Annotated in this window: 15 protein-coding genes and 1 tRNA gene; 10 read left to right on the top strand and 6 right to left on the bottom strand. The window is 61.0% G+C overall.

Annotated features, from left to right (window positions below):
* Window positions 1–235: 235 nt before the first annotated feature.
* From SM765_RS22670 to SM765_RS22660, 3 genes are all read left to right on the top strand, one after another.
* A complete protein-coding gene (locus SM765_RS22670; RefSeq protein WP_274838882.1) occupies window positions 236–2332 on the top strand; it encodes a molybdopterin-dependent oxidoreductase in 2097 nt (698 codons plus the stop codon).
* Between the two features lie 302 nt (window positions 2333–2634).
* The gene (locus SM765_RS22665) at window positions 2635–3060 is read left to right on the top strand and encodes a hypothetical protein (RefSeq protein ID WP_065272042.1); all 426 of its coding nucleotides are present in this window, start codon (window positions 2635–2637) and stop codon (window positions 3058–3060) included.
* 250 nt (window positions 3061–3310) lie between these two features.
* Entirely contained in the window at window positions 3311–5362 is a 2052-nt protein-coding gene (locus tag SM765_RS22660; protein WP_274838881.1) for a DEAD/DEAH box helicase, read from the top strand.
* A 49-nt stretch (window positions 5363–5411) separates the two neighbouring features.
* Here SM765_RS22660 and SM765_RS22655 read toward each other — a convergent pair whose 3' ends face one another.
* On the bottom strand, window positions 5412–5933 hold the full coding sequence (locus SM765_RS22655) for a hypothetical protein (RefSeq protein WP_274830015.1): 522 nt from the start codon (window positions 5931–5933) through the stop codon (window positions 5412–5414).
* 66 nt (window positions 5934–5999) lie between these two features.
* Entirely contained in the window at window positions 6000–6290 is a 291-nt protein-coding gene (locus SM765_RS22650; RefSeq protein WP_065272040.1) for a hypothetical protein, read from the bottom strand.
* Window positions 6291–6649: 359 nt separating this feature from the next.
* Between SM765_RS22650 and SM765_RS22645 the strand changes: the two genes are divergently transcribed.
* From SM765_RS22645 to SM765_RS22635, 3 genes are all read left to right on the top strand, one after another.
* A tRNA-Thr gene (locus tag SM765_RS22645) sits at window positions 6650–6725 on the top strand.
* 65 nt (window positions 6726–6790) lie between these two features.
* Complete coding sequence (locus SM765_RS22640) at window positions 6791–7966, top strand: DUF6538 domain-containing protein (RefSeq protein ID WP_368981913.1); 1176 nt, start codon at window positions 6791–6793, stop codon at window positions 7964–7966.
* Window positions 7967–8191: 225 nt separating this feature from the next.
* Complete coding sequence (locus tag SM765_RS22635) at window positions 8192–8464, top strand: hypothetical protein (protein ID WP_133245410.1); 273 nt, start codon at window positions 8192–8194, stop codon at window positions 8462–8464.
* 276 nt (window positions 8465–8740) lie between these two features.
* Here SM765_RS22635 and SM765_RS22630 read toward each other — a convergent pair whose 3' ends face one another.
* The 3 genes from SM765_RS22630 to SM765_RS22620 all read right to left on the bottom strand — a co-directional run bounded on the left by SM765_RS22630 (window position 8741) and on the right by SM765_RS22620 (window position 12420).
* Window positions 8741–10300, bottom strand: coding sequence for a heme biosynthesis protein HemY (locus tag SM765_RS22630; protein ID WP_274838878.1), 1560 nt, complete (start codon window positions 10298–10300; stop codon window positions 8741–8743).
* Window positions 10301–10310: 10 nt separating this feature from the next.
* Window positions 10311–11582, bottom strand: coding sequence for a COG4223 family protein (locus SM765_RS22625; protein ID WP_368981912.1), 1272 nt, complete (start codon window positions 11580–11582; stop codon window positions 10311–10313).
* Between the two features lie 79 nt (window positions 11583–11661).
* Complete coding sequence (locus SM765_RS22620) at window positions 11662–12420, bottom strand: uroporphyrinogen-III synthase (RefSeq protein WP_274838914.1); 759 nt, start codon at window positions 12418–12420, stop codon at window positions 11662–11664.
* A 73-nt stretch (window positions 12421–12493) separates the two neighbouring features.
* On the opposite strand from SM765_RS22620, the gene tsaD reads away from it, so the two are divergent.
* Genes tsaD through SM765_RS22600 form a run of 4 tightly spaced genes read left to right on the top strand, consistent with a single transcriptional unit; the run spans window position 12494 to window position 15246 of the window.
* Window positions 12494–13591 (top strand): tRNA (adenosine(37)-N6)-threonylcarbamoyltransferase complex transferase subunit TsaD, encoded by a 1098-nt coding sequence (gene tsaD, locus SM765_RS22615; RefSeq protein ID WP_274838913.1) that lies wholly within the window; start codon window positions 12494–12496, stop codon window positions 13589–13591.
* Window positions 13588–14550 (top strand): NAD(P)H-dependent glycerol-3-phosphate dehydrogenase, encoded by a 963-nt coding sequence (locus SM765_RS22610; RefSeq protein WP_274838912.1) that lies wholly within the window; start codon window positions 13588–13590, stop codon window positions 14548–14550. Before tsaD ends, SM765_RS22610 begins: the two co-directional genes overlap by 4 nt.
* A gap of 1 nt (window position 14551) precedes the next feature.
* Entirely contained in the window at window positions 14552–14824 is a 273-nt protein-coding gene (locus SM765_RS22605; protein WP_065272034.1) for a YciI family protein, read from the top strand.
* On the top strand, window positions 14824–15246 hold the full coding sequence (locus tag SM765_RS22600) for an EVE domain-containing protein (RefSeq protein WP_274829318.1): 423 nt from the start codon (window positions 14824–14826) through the stop codon (window positions 15244–15246). The genes SM765_RS22605 and SM765_RS22600 overlap by 1 nt, the downstream gene beginning before the upstream one ends.
* Before the next feature lie 298 nt (window positions 15247–15544).
* On the opposite strand, the gene SM765_RS22595 is transcribed toward SM765_RS22600, so the two are convergent.
* A complete protein-coding gene (locus tag SM765_RS22595; RefSeq protein ID WP_065272032.1) occupies window positions 15545–15886 on the bottom strand; it encodes a DUF2853 family protein in 342 nt (113 codons plus the stop codon).
* Between the last annotated feature and the right edge of the window lie 254 nt (window positions 15887–16140).

Below are 16140 nucleotides of genomic sequence, written 5' to 3'. Positions count from 1 at the left end.
GGAACACTACCGTTACTGACCGGCCCTACAGCAGAACACCACAAAGCCCCCGCAAATCATGCGGGGGCTTTTTTGTTTTGGCTTCAATAGGGCGCAGAAACTGCGAGATGACGTTTGGTCGAAACCGGAAAGACGCGGGATAAGGCTCTGACAAGGTGACGACGGCTGGTCTAGGCTGATCCTGGTCCCTGTGGCTTTGCACGCCGCTGGACCGGGAGGAACAGGGGAGGCAGCCATGAGCGACCAAAAGACACAATTCCGGACCTGCAATATATGCGAAGCCATGTGCGGGTTGATCGTCACGCATACCGACACCGAGGTCGTGTCGATTAAGCCCAACCCGGATGACCCCCTGTCGCGGGGCCATATCTGTCCCAAGGCGATTGCCTTGCAGGATTTCCGCACCGACCCGGACCGGGTGACCACGCCGTTGAAAAAGGTGGACGGTCAATTCGTGCCGGTGTCATGGGAAGAGGCGCTGGAATATGCCGCAACCCGGATCGAAGAGGTGCAGGAGGCCCACGGGAAGGACGCCGTGGGGACCTATCTGGGCAACCCCAACGCGCATAAGTTCGGCAACCTCCTGACCCTGCCGCGACTGGTCAAGGCGCTGGGGACGCAGAACCGCTATTCCTCGGCCACGGCGGATCAGATCCCGCACCACGTTGCCTCGATCCACATGCTGGGCCATCCGATGCTGATCCCGGTGCCGGATGTGGACCGCACCGATTTCATGCTGATCATCGGCGGCAATCCCCTGGTGTCGAATGGGTCGATGATGACCGCGCCGGGATTTGGCAAGCGGATGGAGGAGCTGCACGCGCGCTGTGGGCGCAGCGTTGTGGTGGACCCCAGACGCACCGAAACCGCCGAAAAGGCCAGCACACATCTGTTCATCCGCCCTGAGACCGATGCCTTCCTGCTGCTTGCCCTGATCCATGAGGTTTTTGCGACTGGTCTGGACAGCCCCGGTGCGCTGGATCCGGTGGTGCGGGGTCGCGATGCGCTGAAACAGGCGGTGCAACCGTTCACGCCGGACCTTGCGGCAAAAATGACCGGTATCGACGCAGATACTATCCGCTCTCTAGCCCATGATTTTGCCCGCGCCGGTTCGGCGGTATGCTATGCGCGCATGGGGGCCTCGACACAAAGCTTTGGTGCCCTGTGCCAATGGGCGAGCAATGCGCTCAATATCATCACCGGAAATTTCGACAGCCCGGGCGGCGCCATGTTCACCACCCCAGCGCTGGATTACGTGGGTATGACCAGCCGCAAGGGGCGTGTGCGCAGCTATCCCGAGAAACGCTCGCGGGTGTCCGGCCAGCCGCTGTATAACGGGGAGTTCCCTGTCTCGGTCCTGGCCGAGGAGATGGAAACTCCGGGCGAGGGGCAGATCCGAGCCATGGTCACCGTGGCAGGTAATCCTGTGCTGACTGCGCCCAACGGGCTGCGCATTGGGGCGGCGATGGAGCAGCTGGATTTCATGATGTCGATTGATCTGCACATCAATGACACCACCCGCCATGCCGATCTGATCCTGCCCGCCACCGTGGCGCTTGAAGAGCACGTCTATGATATGGTGTTCCACAGTTTTGCCGTGCGCAATACCGCTGCCTTTGCCGAGCCGGTGTTTACGCCGCCCAATGACAACCCGCAGGAGTGGGAGGTCATCGCCCGGCTGGCCGCGAGGTTGAGTGGGAGCAACAGCATCGGCCCTTCGCCGGTTGAGACGCTGACGGCGCTTTTGCCGCGCGGATACCACGGCGACCGGGTGACGACGGACGCGATGCTGGGCGCTGAGACCGGAGCGATTGATCTGGGTCCGCTCGTTGAAAGCCTTGCCGATCGACTGGAAACACCGGATGGCAAGCTGGATCTGGCGCCAGAGGTGTTCCTTGCTGACTTGCCGCGACTGCTGGCCTTTGAGCCGCCGGTCAGCGATGATTACCCGCTGCTGATGATCGGGCGTCGGCAGGTACGCAGCCACAACAGCTGGACACAGAACAGCCAGCGTCTGGTGAAGGGGCGCAACCGCTGCACGGTGCAGATGCACCCCGCCGATGCGAACCGGCTGAGCATCGAGGACGGGATGGACGTTGCGGTGCACAGCCGTGTCGGGCAGGTCACCATGCCGGCCGAGGTGACGGATGAGATTGCACCGGGGGTGGTGTCTATCCCGCAGGGCTGGGGACAGCGACAGGGGAAACTGACCACGGCGACCCGGGTTCAGACCGTCTCGATCAATGATCTGACGGATGACACCCGGATTGATCCCATCAGCGGCAATGCGGCCTTTAACGGGGTTCCGGTGGCAGTGAAGGCTATCGCATAGGCGACCGAGCAGGCGGTATCCGGGACCTTTTCTCGGGGCTGGACACGGTCCCGGCCCGCAGGCCAATCTGATTGGGGATACCTCGAGAAAAGGGCTGTCAAATGCACAAAAGGATAGGTGCTGCTCCCTTTCTGGCCCTTTGTATCCGTTCAGTACATGTCGCCGCCAAAAGGGGAGTGCTGGCTGAACGATTGCCCATGGTCCCCTAGATTGACTCAAACCCGCTCAAAATAAAGATTGGTTTATATCGAAATCGAACGGTTTTTTAACCGGTTTTTATTCAAGCGGAAGGACGGTCTGCAATGATACAGAACCTGCTCGGACGGAAGAAAAAGGCAACGCGGCAAGAAAGAATTCTGTCCGAAATCGACCGGCTGATCTCATGGAAGAAATTGGCAGCCTGCGCTGAAACTTGCCTGGATGAAGCGCCCGACTGCATCAGGGTAAACCGGAATTCGTTGGAAAGCCTGGTTCGTATCGAAGTTCTGCACCGGTGCTTTGGCATTTCCCGCAGCGACCTGATGGTAACTGGGTCCGAGACACCAGAACAAGACGGCGCGACCGCTCTGTGCGATTCCCGGCCCGTCCTGAACGAAGACGACGTCGAAAACTTTTACAAGATTATCGCGGATTGCAGCAAACAGGACGAAATCATCAACGAGCTTGGCGCCCAGTTGGCCAAGGTTGGCGTGAGCCTGAAACAGCCGGTGTCCCTGTCACCGTCCTGAAAAACGTCAACAATCTGCCCCCTGCGGTCAGCCGCAACAGAATGTGGGCACGGCGGGTGATCGGCGTAGCGCGGTTGACGCCAAGCTAGGCTTATCGCTGCCCCGCGCTGGCCGCATACCGGCCAGATCACAAGATAGCTATACATTCGGGTCTGAATGCCCTATACGCGGCCAATTGTCGGCACCGGCGCAGCATTTTGCGCCACCTCCCGAGCCGCCTCCGCTCCTATAGAAAAAAGCAGACCTTCCTTTGAAACAGACACTCGCTATGGCGCTGGAGCGCCGTGGATATGACAAACTTACTCCCGTTCAGGAGGCCGTGACCGATCCGGCCCTGGGCAGCGCGGACCTGTTGGTTTCGGCGCAGACCGGTTCGGGAAAGACCGTCGGATTTGGCCTCGCCATCGCCGGGGCCATTCTGGGCGATGAAGACCGTTTTGGCTCGGCAGCTTTGCCGCTGGCGCTGGTGATTGCACCGACCCGCGAACTGGCCCTGCAGGTGAAACGCGAACTCAGCTGGCTCTATGGTGAGGCCGGTGCAACCGTCGCCTCCTGTGTGGGCGGCATGGACATGCGGGATGAGCGCCGGGCGCTGGACCGGGGCGCTCATATCGTTGTTGCCACCCCAGGCCGTCTGCGCGACCATATCATGCGCGGGTCCATCGACCTGTCCGAGCTGCGCGCAGTGGTGCTGGACGAAGCCGATGAAATGCTCGATCTCGGTTTCCGTGAGGATCTGGAGTTCATTCTGGGTGAGGCCCCGGAAGAACGCCAGACGCTGCTGTTCTCCGCCACGGTTCCCCCGGCAATCGCCCAGCTTGCAAAAAGCTATCAGCGCGATGCCATGCGGATCACCACCGTCGCCGAGAAATCGCAGCACAGCGATATCGAATACCGCGCTATGGCAGTGGCGCCGCGCGACGATGAAAACGCCATCATCAACGTGCTGCGGTTCTATGAGGCCCCCAACGCCATCGTGTTCTGCAACACCCGCGCCATGGTGAACCGACTGGTGACACGCCTGTCGAACCGTGGCTTTTCGGTCGTGGCCCTGTCGGGTGAGCTGTCCCAGTCCGAACGCAGCCATGCCCTGCAGGCCATGCGCGACGGGCGTGCCCGCGTCTGCGTCGCAACCGATGTGGCGGCGCGCGGGATCGACCTGCCGAACCTTGATCTGGTGGTGCACGCCGAATTGCCCTCCAGCCACGAAACCCTACTGCACCGTTCCGGCCGGACCGGTCGCGCCGGTCGCAAGGGCGTCAGCGCGCTGATCGTGCCGCCGAAAGCCCGTAAAAAGGCCGAGCGCCTGTTGAAGATGGCCAAGCTGCAGGCCGAATGGGGCAACGCGCCCTCGGCCGAGGCCGTGTCGGAACGCGATGGCGAACGTATGCTGGCAGATCCCGCCTGGCACGAAGCCGTCAGTGACAGCGAACAGCCCATGGTGACGCAGCTGAGCGAAGCCTTCTCGGCAGAACAACTGGCCGCAGCCTATCTGCGGCTGTGGCGCAGCGCGCGCTCTGCCCCTGAAGAGCTGTCCGAAGCAAACGCCAAGCCTGAGCCGCGCGAACCCTTTGGTCCCAGCGTCTGGTTCTCGATCGCCGCAGGGCGGAACGAAGGCGCCGATCCGCGCCGGTTGCTGCCGATGCTGTGCCGGGCCGGCAACATCACCAAATCCGATATCGGTGCCATCCGCATCCAGCAGGATGAAACCTTTGCCGAGATTCGCGAAAGCAGCGCAGCCGGATTCCTGGCGGCACTTGGCACCGAGATGGTGCTGGACGATGGCACCAAGCTGACGCAACTGGACAGCCCGCCGAACATCCCCGCCGGACGTCCCACAGGCCGCCCCGGTGGCCCCAGAAAGTTCGACGGACCGAAGCCGGGCGGAAAACGTCCGCATCGTGGTCAGGACTCACGCCCGGATGACCGGCGCGGTGAACGGTCCTATGACAAGCCAGGCTTCGACAAATCCGATGGTCCGCGCAAACCCCGCGCAAACAAATCGGACCGGGACGAGCGTCCCCGTCACAAGAAGCACGAGGCCGCCGCCCCGCGCGAGCCGAACGCTGTGGTGACCCCGCGCAGCAAGCCTGCCAGTAAACCAGCAGGCAAGCCCGGCGCGGGCGATGCCAGCAAGAGCCTGCGCAAAAAGGACGGCGGCAAACCGCATTTCGCGACCCGCGGCCCCAAGGGACCGCCGCCGCCAAAGGGCAAGCCGAACAGCAAGAAGAACAAGGCCCGTGCGGCCCTGGCCAAGGCGGGAAAAGGCGGTTCCGCAAAACCTCGTCGGCCTAAAAGCTGATCTGAGATGACATCAGGGCAAAGCGCAGTCTTTGCCCTGATTTACAGGCTCAACGCATCTGGTGTTTGCGCAGGGCGCGGAACAGGAACATCAGGATCAGTGACAAGAAGAACAATCCAAAGAAGTCACCGATCAGGTAAACGAAGTAATCCTGGGGCGGGCTTTGGAAGGCCAGATTGCTGAGCACCGAAGACACCACGGAAACCAGAAATCCGGCAAACATGATGCTGGCCCAGCGTGGCCTGCGGCCGGAATAAGGCGACAGATCCCATCCGGCCAGTTTGATCAGGTGAAAGACGGCCGACGGAACAAGAACCGCAATCGCCATTGCAGCGATCCGGGGCGGTTCAAGAACACTGGCCCCTGAGAAGTACAGAAAAACCAGAAAGACGCCGGGAAACAGCGCAATGCTTGCCCGCCATCCCAGCAGCCAGGCGGCAAGCACCTTCACCCCATGTGGAAGGAAAAGAAGGCTGGAATCGCTTTCAACGCCGGGAAAGACCCTCAATTGGATCGGCATCAGCAGTTCGAAGGCGACCAGGCAAGCCAGCAGGTAGCACAGTGTAACCACTGTTGTTTCTGTCGCCAGAGCTTTCAAATCCCGTCCCCGCCTTCATCTGTGTGACGCCCCCTGTTCCTATTTGGGTGCCTTCACCAGATATCGCCCCCGGCTCGCGCTGCCGCTTTGCTCCAGATATCCTTTGCCGACCAGCGACTTCAAGGCCCGGAAAAATGTCGGACGCGACATGCTGGCCACGATGGCATGCGCCCGGATGGTGTTGGTGCGCACGCCGTCGGAGGTGTCCGGAAAGTCGCTCGCGGCGTAGTACACATCACGTTCAACCGTAGACAGCTCCTGAAGCCCCATCGAGCTTTCCATATCGAGCATCAGTTTTCGCAACTCTGTCAGTTTGGAAATGTCAGACATAGCGTCCTGTATTAATTTTTAATGCCAAGTGTGTGTCACAAGAGTGTAATACACGAACAGCCTAAAACAGCAAATGGTATCATGTTGACACGTTATTATTGTACGGTAGTATAACTTTCGTCCGGCCGCTTTTGTTAAACCGTGAGTGGTGGCAGCCGAACACTATTTTAGAACCGAAAAATTTTCAGGCGCGGTGCCTTCGGGTTCCGCGCCGCCTTAGTTCTTTGAAACGCTGGCGAGCGTCGGGACCCAACTATGCCGCCTTGCCGTCACAGCCGTCCCTGCCCTCTGGTGCCTGTTCTGCTTTGAGATTTTACCTTGCGCGGTGGGCAGTGAGGAGCTAAATGATCAGCCGCGTAGCCCCAATAGCTCAGTCGGTAGAGCAACTGTTTCGTAAATAGTAGGTCGGCGGTTCAAGTCCGTCTTGGGGCACCACCTCTCCATCCAAGGCATTGTTTTGCATCAGTTTTTTGACTGATCAAGACGAGGCGTAGAACAAATTGGAGAACATTTCAAGCAGCCATGTCTTCGTGAAGGAAGGCATCTACTACTTCATCCGCCGTATCCCGGTGGACCTCCGACAGCATTACTCGTCGGGCAAGATCTCCTACTCGCTGCGGACCAGATCCCGTTCCATCGCTCTCTCGCGGGCAAACAGGGCTGCCTGCAAGTTGGACGAGTACTGGTACCATCTTCGCACACAGGATGCGGAACTCCCTGGCAAACACCTTCTCCGGCATGGTCTGACCCGGCAGGCTCCCCTCTTAGGAGAAGACGCCTCTGTCACGACTGATGTTCTGACGCTGTCGGAGGCTGTCTTGACGTACCTGCGCCTGAAAGGTCAGGGACGCCCTGAGACCTTCCACCGTGCCGCACATAGATCCTGCGGCTACGTGATCGACGTCTGCGGAGACAAACCCCTGACAGGCTACACCAAGGCAGACGCGAACAAGTTCCGTGACGCCCTGATCAAGCGGGGACTGGCTGGCAGCAGCATTACCCGGATCTTCGGTACCGTCCGTGCGGTCTTCAACTTCGCCGTGGCAGAAGAAGGGCTGTCCACCACAGCGCCGTTTGCAAACGTCTACTATGATCGTAGCGCCGGGGTTTCTGGCCGTAGCTCCATCCCTGTGCAGGACATTCGCACCGTTCAGGGCAAATGCAAAGTGATCGACGACGAAATGCGATGGTTGGTGGCCATGGTGGCAGATACCGGCATGCGTTTGGCCGAAGCTGCAGGCCTTTTGAGGGAAGACATCTACCGGGATGAAAGCGGCGGCTGGGTCGCTCGGATTGTCCCTCACCCCTGGAGAAGCCTCAAGACCGACAGCAGCAAACGGATCGTTCCCCTAGTCGGCTCAGCAGAATGGGCAGCAGATAGGATCCATGCGCAGGAAACGGACAGCAGGTTCGCCTTCCCGAGATACAACACCACGGGGACGACCAACGGCAACTCTGCTAGTGCAGGTCTGAACAAGTGGCTCAAGGCCTACGTGCCGAAGGGAGCCACGATGCACGGTTTCCGCCACTCGATGCGGGACAGGCTAAGGGCCGTGGAATGCCCTTCTGACATCGTGGATCAGATCGGGGGGTGGCATACTGACGGCGTGGGTCATGGATACGGGAACGGCTACCCGATAGAGGTACTGAGAAGGTGGCTAAATACAGCATGTTAAGCTGTTGACAGTTACCTTAACTGGGGCGGTCCTGTTACCGCGGAAGTTACCTTAAGTACTTGATTTGATTCACTTTTAGAATCACCTTATGGTCACGGGATCTACTCTTCTTGGAGAAACATCCCTATGCCGAATCCGTCCTACCTGACCCAACCTCACATGGTATACTGGGGCCATCTACCATCCTTCGCTAATCCATTTCGTGAGGGGTACATCGGTGTAACCATGCAGAAGCTGCACGCTCGCGTGGCCAATCACTATTCCAATCCGACCTGTCATGCGCTGAAAAAAGCCCTTGCCGAACATGCTGAAGAAATAGAGTGGCGGCCCTTGCATACTGATTTGCCATGGTATGCTGCTTACCAGATAGAGCGGATCTATAGGCCTGAACGACACATCGGTTGGAATGCAGGCTTTGGCGGCAGCAGGCATAAGAAGCGTCGCGAAGGGTGGCTAGTGACGCCGCTTGGTTCCATTCTGTTAAAGAGTGACTACTGAACAGCACCAATGCCTTCTAGCGTTTCTACGCCTCGTCTTGATCAGTCAAAAAACTGATGCAAAACAATGCCTTGGATGGAGAGGTGGTGCCCCAAGACGGTTGTTCTATTCCCGTTACAGGCACCGTTGGAACGGCAAGCATCAGTTTTGCATGTTCAGAGCCTCTTGGGGCTCTTTCAGGCGAAAGGTCTCTGCCGTCTCACCCCACTGAACACGAGAGACGGCAGATCATGGGTCAGATCCGGCTGTGCGGCGCCGGGCCGCACAGTCCAGCGGTTACTTGGCGTCTTTTTCGGCCACGTCTTCATCGCGCTCCGCGTCGCCGTTTTCGGGCTCAGCGCTCTGATCGTCCTCGGCCCGGTTATCCGCTGTGCTGACATCGTCGGAATTGTTAGGCGCATCCGCATCGATCAATTCCGCTTCAGGGATATCCCCGGCCTCTGGGGATACGGCAGGTTTCGCCGCGCCGGTGATCAGCGGCAGCATGTGGGCGCCCGTTGCGCTGGCGAATTCAGCGGTCTCGGGACGCTTCCAGCTGAGCGTGTCAAAGCTGGTGCAATGTTCGCAGACCGGCGCCCATTCCGCGTGAATGTGGTTGCAGTTCTCGCAAACCCATTGCGGGCCACGCGGCGCGGTCAGCGCGCGGGTCAGCCAGCCCTGAACCACCGCATCCGGGGCACCTTCGCCGCGCTCAATCGCAGCCATCAGAGTGAGGGCGCGTGCATCCGGCGCCCGTTCTGCCAGATCGCCCAGGGCCCGGCGCGCCTCGGGATAATCTTCGGCCACGATGTTCAGCTCGGCCATCACCAGACGGGTTTCGTCGTCATGCGGTTTCAGGCGCGCCAGCTGGCCAAAACGTTTGACCCGCTCGGCGGCGGTTTCTGTCGGTTCGATTTCGGCAAAGGCATGCGCCAGATCGGGGTGCGGCTGTGCCTCCCAGGCTTTTTTCAGAACCCGGACAGCATTGCGGGTCTTGCCCTTGGCGATATAGGCGCGCGCGGCCATAGCGGCGGCAGGCACGAGATCGGGCGACAGGCGGTTGGCCTCGATGGCCTGTTCGCGCTGCTCCACGGTTGCGCCTTCCTCGATCACCCCTTGGGAGGCCGAAAGCGCCAGCACCGCGTCGCGCCGTTTGAACACATCGCGGGGCAGAGTGCCGGTCTTCAACTTGGTCGCAAGGGTCTTGCGCGCCCCGGCCCAATCCTCGGCGCGGGCCTGCAGTTGCAGCAGCGTATCCTGTACCTCTTCGTGTTTCGGGCGCAGCGCCAATGCCTTTTCGGCCAGTTGCCGGGCGGTGTCGGTATCGCCGTCGGACAGCTTTTGCTTCATGATGCCGCGAATGCCGACGAACCGGGTGTTCTGATTGCCCAGCAATCGTTTGTAAGCGGCTGCAGCCTTTTTGGTATCGCCCGCCATTTCGGCCGCCTGCGCGGTCAGAAGATCGGTGAGTTCGGGTTTTTCCAGATATCGCTCGGCGCGCGATGCCTTGGCCAGCGCCAGACGTCCCTCGCCCGAGGCCAGCGCCATCAGCCCATCAGACAGCGCCTGATAACCCTTTGCCTCGCGACCCTTGTCGAAATAGCGCGACAGGGCGGTTTCATCGCCATTCAGGAACTTCAGCGTGGCGATCAGCAGCGACAGCAGTTTGAAGAACAGCCAGACGATCACGACCAGCGCCACCAGCGCCATCACGGATTGCAGCGCGCCAAGGGTATATTCAGTGCCTGCAACGGTGATCTGCACGCCCCCGGCGGTTTCCATCAGGATCCCCGCACCCAGAGCCAGCAGCGCGACGATTGCAACAAAGACGAGGATTTTCAGCAATGACCAGAGCATGGCAGGGTCCTTATTTCGCGTTCAGGCTTTGGGCCAGTTCATCCGCTGCGGCAACCGCAGCGACCCGGCTGCGGGCAGCCGATTCCCAGTCCGCCAGGGCGGTCCGGGCGGTTTCAGGCAGTGCGTCCAGTTCGGCCAGCGCATCGGCAATCTTGCCCTGATCGACCAGCGCGCCGACGCGGGACAGGACCGCATCCGGATCGTCGCCTTCGCGCGGCGCAACCGAGCGCGCGCCGAGGTGACGTTTGAGATAATCCATCACGCCACCGGTACCCTTGGTCTCTTCCCGCGCGGCGGCAAGGGCGCTGCGGGCAGCCGGGGTGAAGCTATCGGCCAAGCCGGTGAGCGTTGCCACACCGCTGTCGGCAGGAGAGGTCAGCGCCTCTGGCACGGTAACATCAAGGGTGGTCAATTCGTCGACAAGCCCCGCGTAGCTGGCGCCGCTGTCGAGACTGGAGCGCAGACGGGCCAGCACGGTCTGGGCGCTGGCAATACGGGCAGCTTCGGCGCTGGCCTCATCCATCTGGCGGGCCTCGGCGAGCATCTGTTCAACCTCGGCGCGCTGTGCGGCCAGCCTGTCCTGCAATTTGGCAAGCTGGGCATCTACTGCGGCAATGGCCTCGGGCGATCCGGCATCGGCCACCGGGCGTTGCTCCAGCGCAGTCAAACGCTCCACAAGCGCGGCAATCTCGGTCTCAAGCGCGTCACTTTGCGGTGCGGATAGATCACCAACGGTGCCTTCAACAGCGTCGATACGCTGCGAAAGCGGCGCGAGATCGGGAATGGAGATCCCCTCGACCTGCGTTTTCAGCGCCGACAGATCCGACCGCAAAGCGGCCTGCTCTGCTTCGATCGCGGTGACATCAACACTGGCCGGGCGCAGGCTGGGCGGCAGGATGCTGTTCAAAACGCCGCCTTGCCCCAGGGCAAATCCGATGACAGCAGCGACAGCCCCGCCAAGGACGGCTGAGCCAAAGCCACCGCGTTTTTCGACAACGCGTTCGATCACCTGTTGCGGTTCGGCGGGTGCCGGTTCAGGGGTTTCTGCGTCTGCGTCTGCGTCTGCGTCTGCGTCTGCGTCTGCGTCTGCGTCTGCGTCTGCGTCTGCGTCTGCGTCTGCGTCTGCGTCCGTCTCGCTCGATGCTTCGGCTTCGGAAGTGTCCGCCGGGCTTTCCTCTTGCGAGTCAACCGGTTCCGGGGTTTCGACCTCAGTCACCTCTGATGCCGTCACATCATTGGCGTCCGACCCGGTCACATCATCCGAAGTTTTCTTGTCAGCCACGTCGGCATCTCCCTCAATTCTCACCGCTGCGACTCATGCTTGAATCCTGCGGTGCTGGCGCTCAACCCCAAGCGCGACATTACTTCCCGTGCGCGGGACCCTCAACCCGCGCCAAAGCATCTGCGGCATCACGGACCAGTGTACTCATCGCATCTGCATCGGGCGTGTTACATACCTGCAAGTCCCTGCAATTCAAGACTTTCAGTGGTTTCGCAACGGCTTCGCTCAGCGCAATCAGATGCAAATTCGACGCATCGGGACAAATCTGGGCGAAATGCCGCGCAGTTCGTGGCGAAAAAACCGGCACGATCAGCGACTGTTGCGACGTTATTGCCCGCAGCGCGTCTTCATTCAGTGGCAGCAGCTCCTGATCATAGATCACCTTCTCGCGGCAGGACAGCCCGGCATCCGTCAGGCGCTGCGCCACATCACCACGCGTATGACGCCCGTGCAGATGCAACAAGGGCGCGGGTGGGCACATATCTACCAGGCGGGAGACCAGCTCATCGGCGGTCTGGCCCAAACATTGCGCGGACCAGCCCGCGCGGATCGCCTCCGCCGTGGTGCGCTGCCCGACACAATAGGCAGGCAGATCCGTGGAAACCTGTCCGGTCGCCGTGGCAACCGCATTGGCAGAGGTAAAGATCAGCCCGCGGACGCCCTGCGTATCCGTTGCCTCCAAGGCGCCAGATAATGGCTGAACCCGCATCAGCGGCGCATAGATCACGGTAAGCCCTGCGCGTGTCTCATCAGGCAGGTCCTCCACGAACCGGCGGGCCGAGGGCAGCGGCCGCGTCATCAGCAAACCCACGGCAGGGCCGGTCTTCGGATCCGTCACATCGCGCTCCCGGGATTGTTTGCACCTGTCATAGGTGGTAGCCCCGGCGCCAACCTGATGCAATGGTAGCACGATGACACAAACCCTGACGATCCTTGGGCTGGAAAGCAGCTGCGACGATACAGCAGCGGCGGTGGTGCGCCAGACCGGAGATGCCCCGGCCGAGGTCCTGTCGTCGGTGGTTTTTGGCCAGACCGAACTGCACAGCGCCTATGGCGGGGTGGTGCCGGAAATCGCGGCGCGGGCGCATGCGGAAAAGCTGGATATCTGCGTGATCGAGGCGCTGAAAGAGGCCGGTGTCACGTTGAAAGACCTAGACGCAGTGGCCGTCACTGCCGGGCCGGGGCTGATCGGCGGGGTGATGTCCGGTGTGATGTGCGCCAAGGGGATTGCCGCCGCCACCGGCCTGCCGCTGATCGGGGTGAACCATCTGGCGGGCCATGCGCTGACGCCGCGGCTGACCGATGGGATTGCCTTTCCCTATCTGATGCTGCTGGTGTCCGGCGGGCATTGCCAGTATCTGATCGTGCGCGGACCAGAGGATTTCACCCGTCTGGGCGGCACCATCGACGATGCTCCGGGCGAAGCCTTTGACAAGACCGCGCGCCTTTTGGGCCTGCCGCAGCCCGGCGGCCCCTCGGTGCAGGCCGAGGCGGAAAATGGCGACCCCAAACGGTTCCGCTTTCCGCGCCCGCTGCTGGACCGGCCCGATTGCAACCTGTCATTCTCGGGGCTGAAAACCGCGCTGATGCGGATGCGCGATCAGATCGTTGCGGAAAAAGGCGGGCTGACACGGCAGGACCGCGCCGACCTTTGCGCCGGGTTTCAGGCCGCCGTGGTCGATACCCTGGCCGAGAAGACCCGTCGCGCCTTGCGCCTTTATCTGGATGAAAACCCGGCGTCCCCGACCGTTGCCGTGGCCGGCGGGGTCGCCGCCAATACCGCCATTCGCGCCGCACTACAGGATGTCTGCGCCGAAGCAGGCGCCACCTTCACCGCGCCGCCCCTGCGCCTGTGCACCGATAACGCTGCGATGATCGCCTATGCCGGGCTGGAGCGGTTCCGATCTGGTGCGCGCGACGGGTTGGACCTGACCGCCCGGCCGCGCTGGCCGCTGGATCAGAGCAGCCCCGCGCTGCTTGGCTCGGGCAAGAAAGGGGCCAAGGCATGAGTGTTTCGGTTCTGGGCGCGGGCGCCTTTGGCACGGCGCTGGCGATTTCTCTGGCGGGCAATGGGCCCGTCACACTTTGGGCACGCAGCCAGCCCCATGCCGAGCAGATGCAGACCAGCCGCCGCAATGTGGCCCGCCTGCCCGGCGTGGATCTGCCGCCAGAGCTGACCGTCACCTCGGATTTGGCCGAAGCGGCGGAAAGTGACACCATCCTGCTGTCCGTTCCGATGCAGCAATTGCGCGGGCTGCTGATGGCCGAAGGCGATGCGCTAGCGGGCAAGGCCCTGGTGGCCTGCTGCAAGGGGATCGAACTCAGCACCGGGATGGGACCGGTTTCGGTGATCCGGGATTGCCTGCCACAGGCACAAGCCGCCCTGCTGACCGGCCCCAGCTTTGCCGCCGATATCGCGCGCGGCCTGCCCACGGCACTGACGCTGGCCTGCGAAGACCCTGCGCTGGGATTGTCCCTGCAGGAACAGCTGACCACGGCCAACCTGCGGCTTTATCGCACTACGGATACGGTGGGCGCCGAGTTGGGCGGTGCCCTGAAGAACGTGATCGCCATCGCCTGCGGCGCGGTGATCGGTGCAGGCCTTGGCGAAAGCGCCCGCGCCGCGCTGATGACCCGCGGTTATGCCGAGATGCAGCGCATGGCCCTGGCCTGCGGTGCCCGCGCCGAAACGCTGGCCGGGCTGTCGGGCTTTGGCGATCTGACGCTTACCTGCAGTTCGGACCTGTCGCGCAACTACCGGCTGGGGTTTGCCATTGGCCGGGGAGAGAGTTTCGATCCCTCCATCACCGTCGAAGGCGCCGCCACCGCCCGGGCCACCGCCGCCAAGGCCAAGGACATGCGGCTGGACATGCCGATCACACAAACCGTGGTCGCTTTGCTGGATGGCCGCTTGACGATTCATGACGCAACCGCTCAACTGCTGTCACGACCATTAAAAGAGGAATAAAATGCTTATAGCATTGATTGCACGCGATAAACCCGGGCATTTGGAAACCCGGATGGCGAATCGCACCGCGCATCTGGCCTATATCGAAGAGACTGGCGCCGTGGCGCAGGCAGGGCCGTTGCTGGATCAAAACGGCGAAATGGTCGGATCGCTGATCATTCTGGATGTCGAGGATATGGCCGCGGGCGAGGCTTGGGCGGCAAATGACCCCTACAACAAGGCAGGCCTGTTTGAGGCGGTCGAGCTGATCACCTGGAAAAAGGTCGTCGGCTGATGGCCTATTGGCTGTTCAAATCCGAACCTTCGACTTGGGGCTGGCAGGACCAGCAGGCCAAGGGCGACGCGGGTGAGGAATGGGACGGCGTGCGAAACTACCAGGCGCGTAATTTCATGCGCCAGATGAAACTGGGCGACCGCGGGTTCTTCTATCACTCACAGAAAGAAAAATCCGTGGTTGGCATTGTCGAGGTCTGCGCCGAGGCGCACCCCGACAGCACCACGGATGATCCGCGCTGGGAGTGCGTGGATATCAAGGCGGTGCGCGGCTTCACCACGCCGGTATCCCTGGAGCAGATCAAATCCGATCCCCGGCTCGAAGAGATGGTGCTGGTGAAAAGCTCACGCCTGTCGGTGCAGCCTGTGAGCGAGGAAGAGTGGCGCATCATCTGCGATCTGGGCGGAACTGATCCGGACTGAGCCTTAGCTGGGGCGCAGGACCACATTCATGGACGTTTGTCCCAAATGCCTGTTCTGAAAACGAAAAAGGGAAGGCCCAGCGAATGCAGGACCTTCCCTTCACCCCGCGTGCTCCGTAGCCACCACACGCGTATGAGAAATTCGGTTCCTGCCTTCCTGGCGGGTTGAACTATAGATAGCCCAGAGAAGTTGGATTCCGCAATTCATTAGCTTCGACAATACCGTTAAAATGCGAAACGCCCCGTGTGGGGCGTTTGCAAACTGTGTATTTTCAAGGTGTTAACTGGCTTTGGCGGGGTTAGCCGTAAACCGCTTCCTTGCCGAAATGCTTGGTCAGCATGTAGTAGAAAACCGCCCGGTATTTGTTGCGCTCAGATTTGCCATAGATCTCGACGACCTTGTTGATCGCCTCCATCAGTTCAGGCCCGTCAGCAAGACCCAGTTTCTTGATCAGGAAGTTCTGTTTGACGGTTTCCAGCTCGCTCTCCTGGCTGGAGGCAACGGTGGAGGCATCCGCATCGTAGATCGCGGGGCCGCAGCCGATGGTCACCTTGGTCAGCAGGTCCATATCCGGATCCATGCCGCATTTGTTTTTCAGATCATCTGCATATTGTGCAATCAGGTCGTCACGTTTTCCCAAAGTCTTTTCTCCCTTCTGGGGCGGACCCGGCTCCGGATCCTTCCGGTCACATAATGGCCAGGATCAGCTTAAGGGCAGAACGCGACAGGGCAACGGGAATTTTTGCAATCCTGCCTCAAAGCCAGGCCTTTGCTGTCCGGGGGCAGGGAACCGGCGCCCATCCAGTCTCTGCCTTGTAACAAAAAAGCCCCCGCATGATTTGCGGGGGCTTTGTGGTGTTCTGCTGTAGGGCCGGTCAGTAACGGTAGTGTTCC

Origin of the sequence: Pseudophaeobacter sp. 1A09344 (assembly GCF_041008745.1) — a bacterium.
Taxonomy (GTDB): Bacteria; Pseudomonadota; Alphaproteobacteria; order Rhodobacterales; family Rhodobacteraceae; genus Phycobacter; species Phycobacter gallaeciensis_A.
This window is presented reverse-complemented; position numbering and strand designations above follow the sequence as displayed.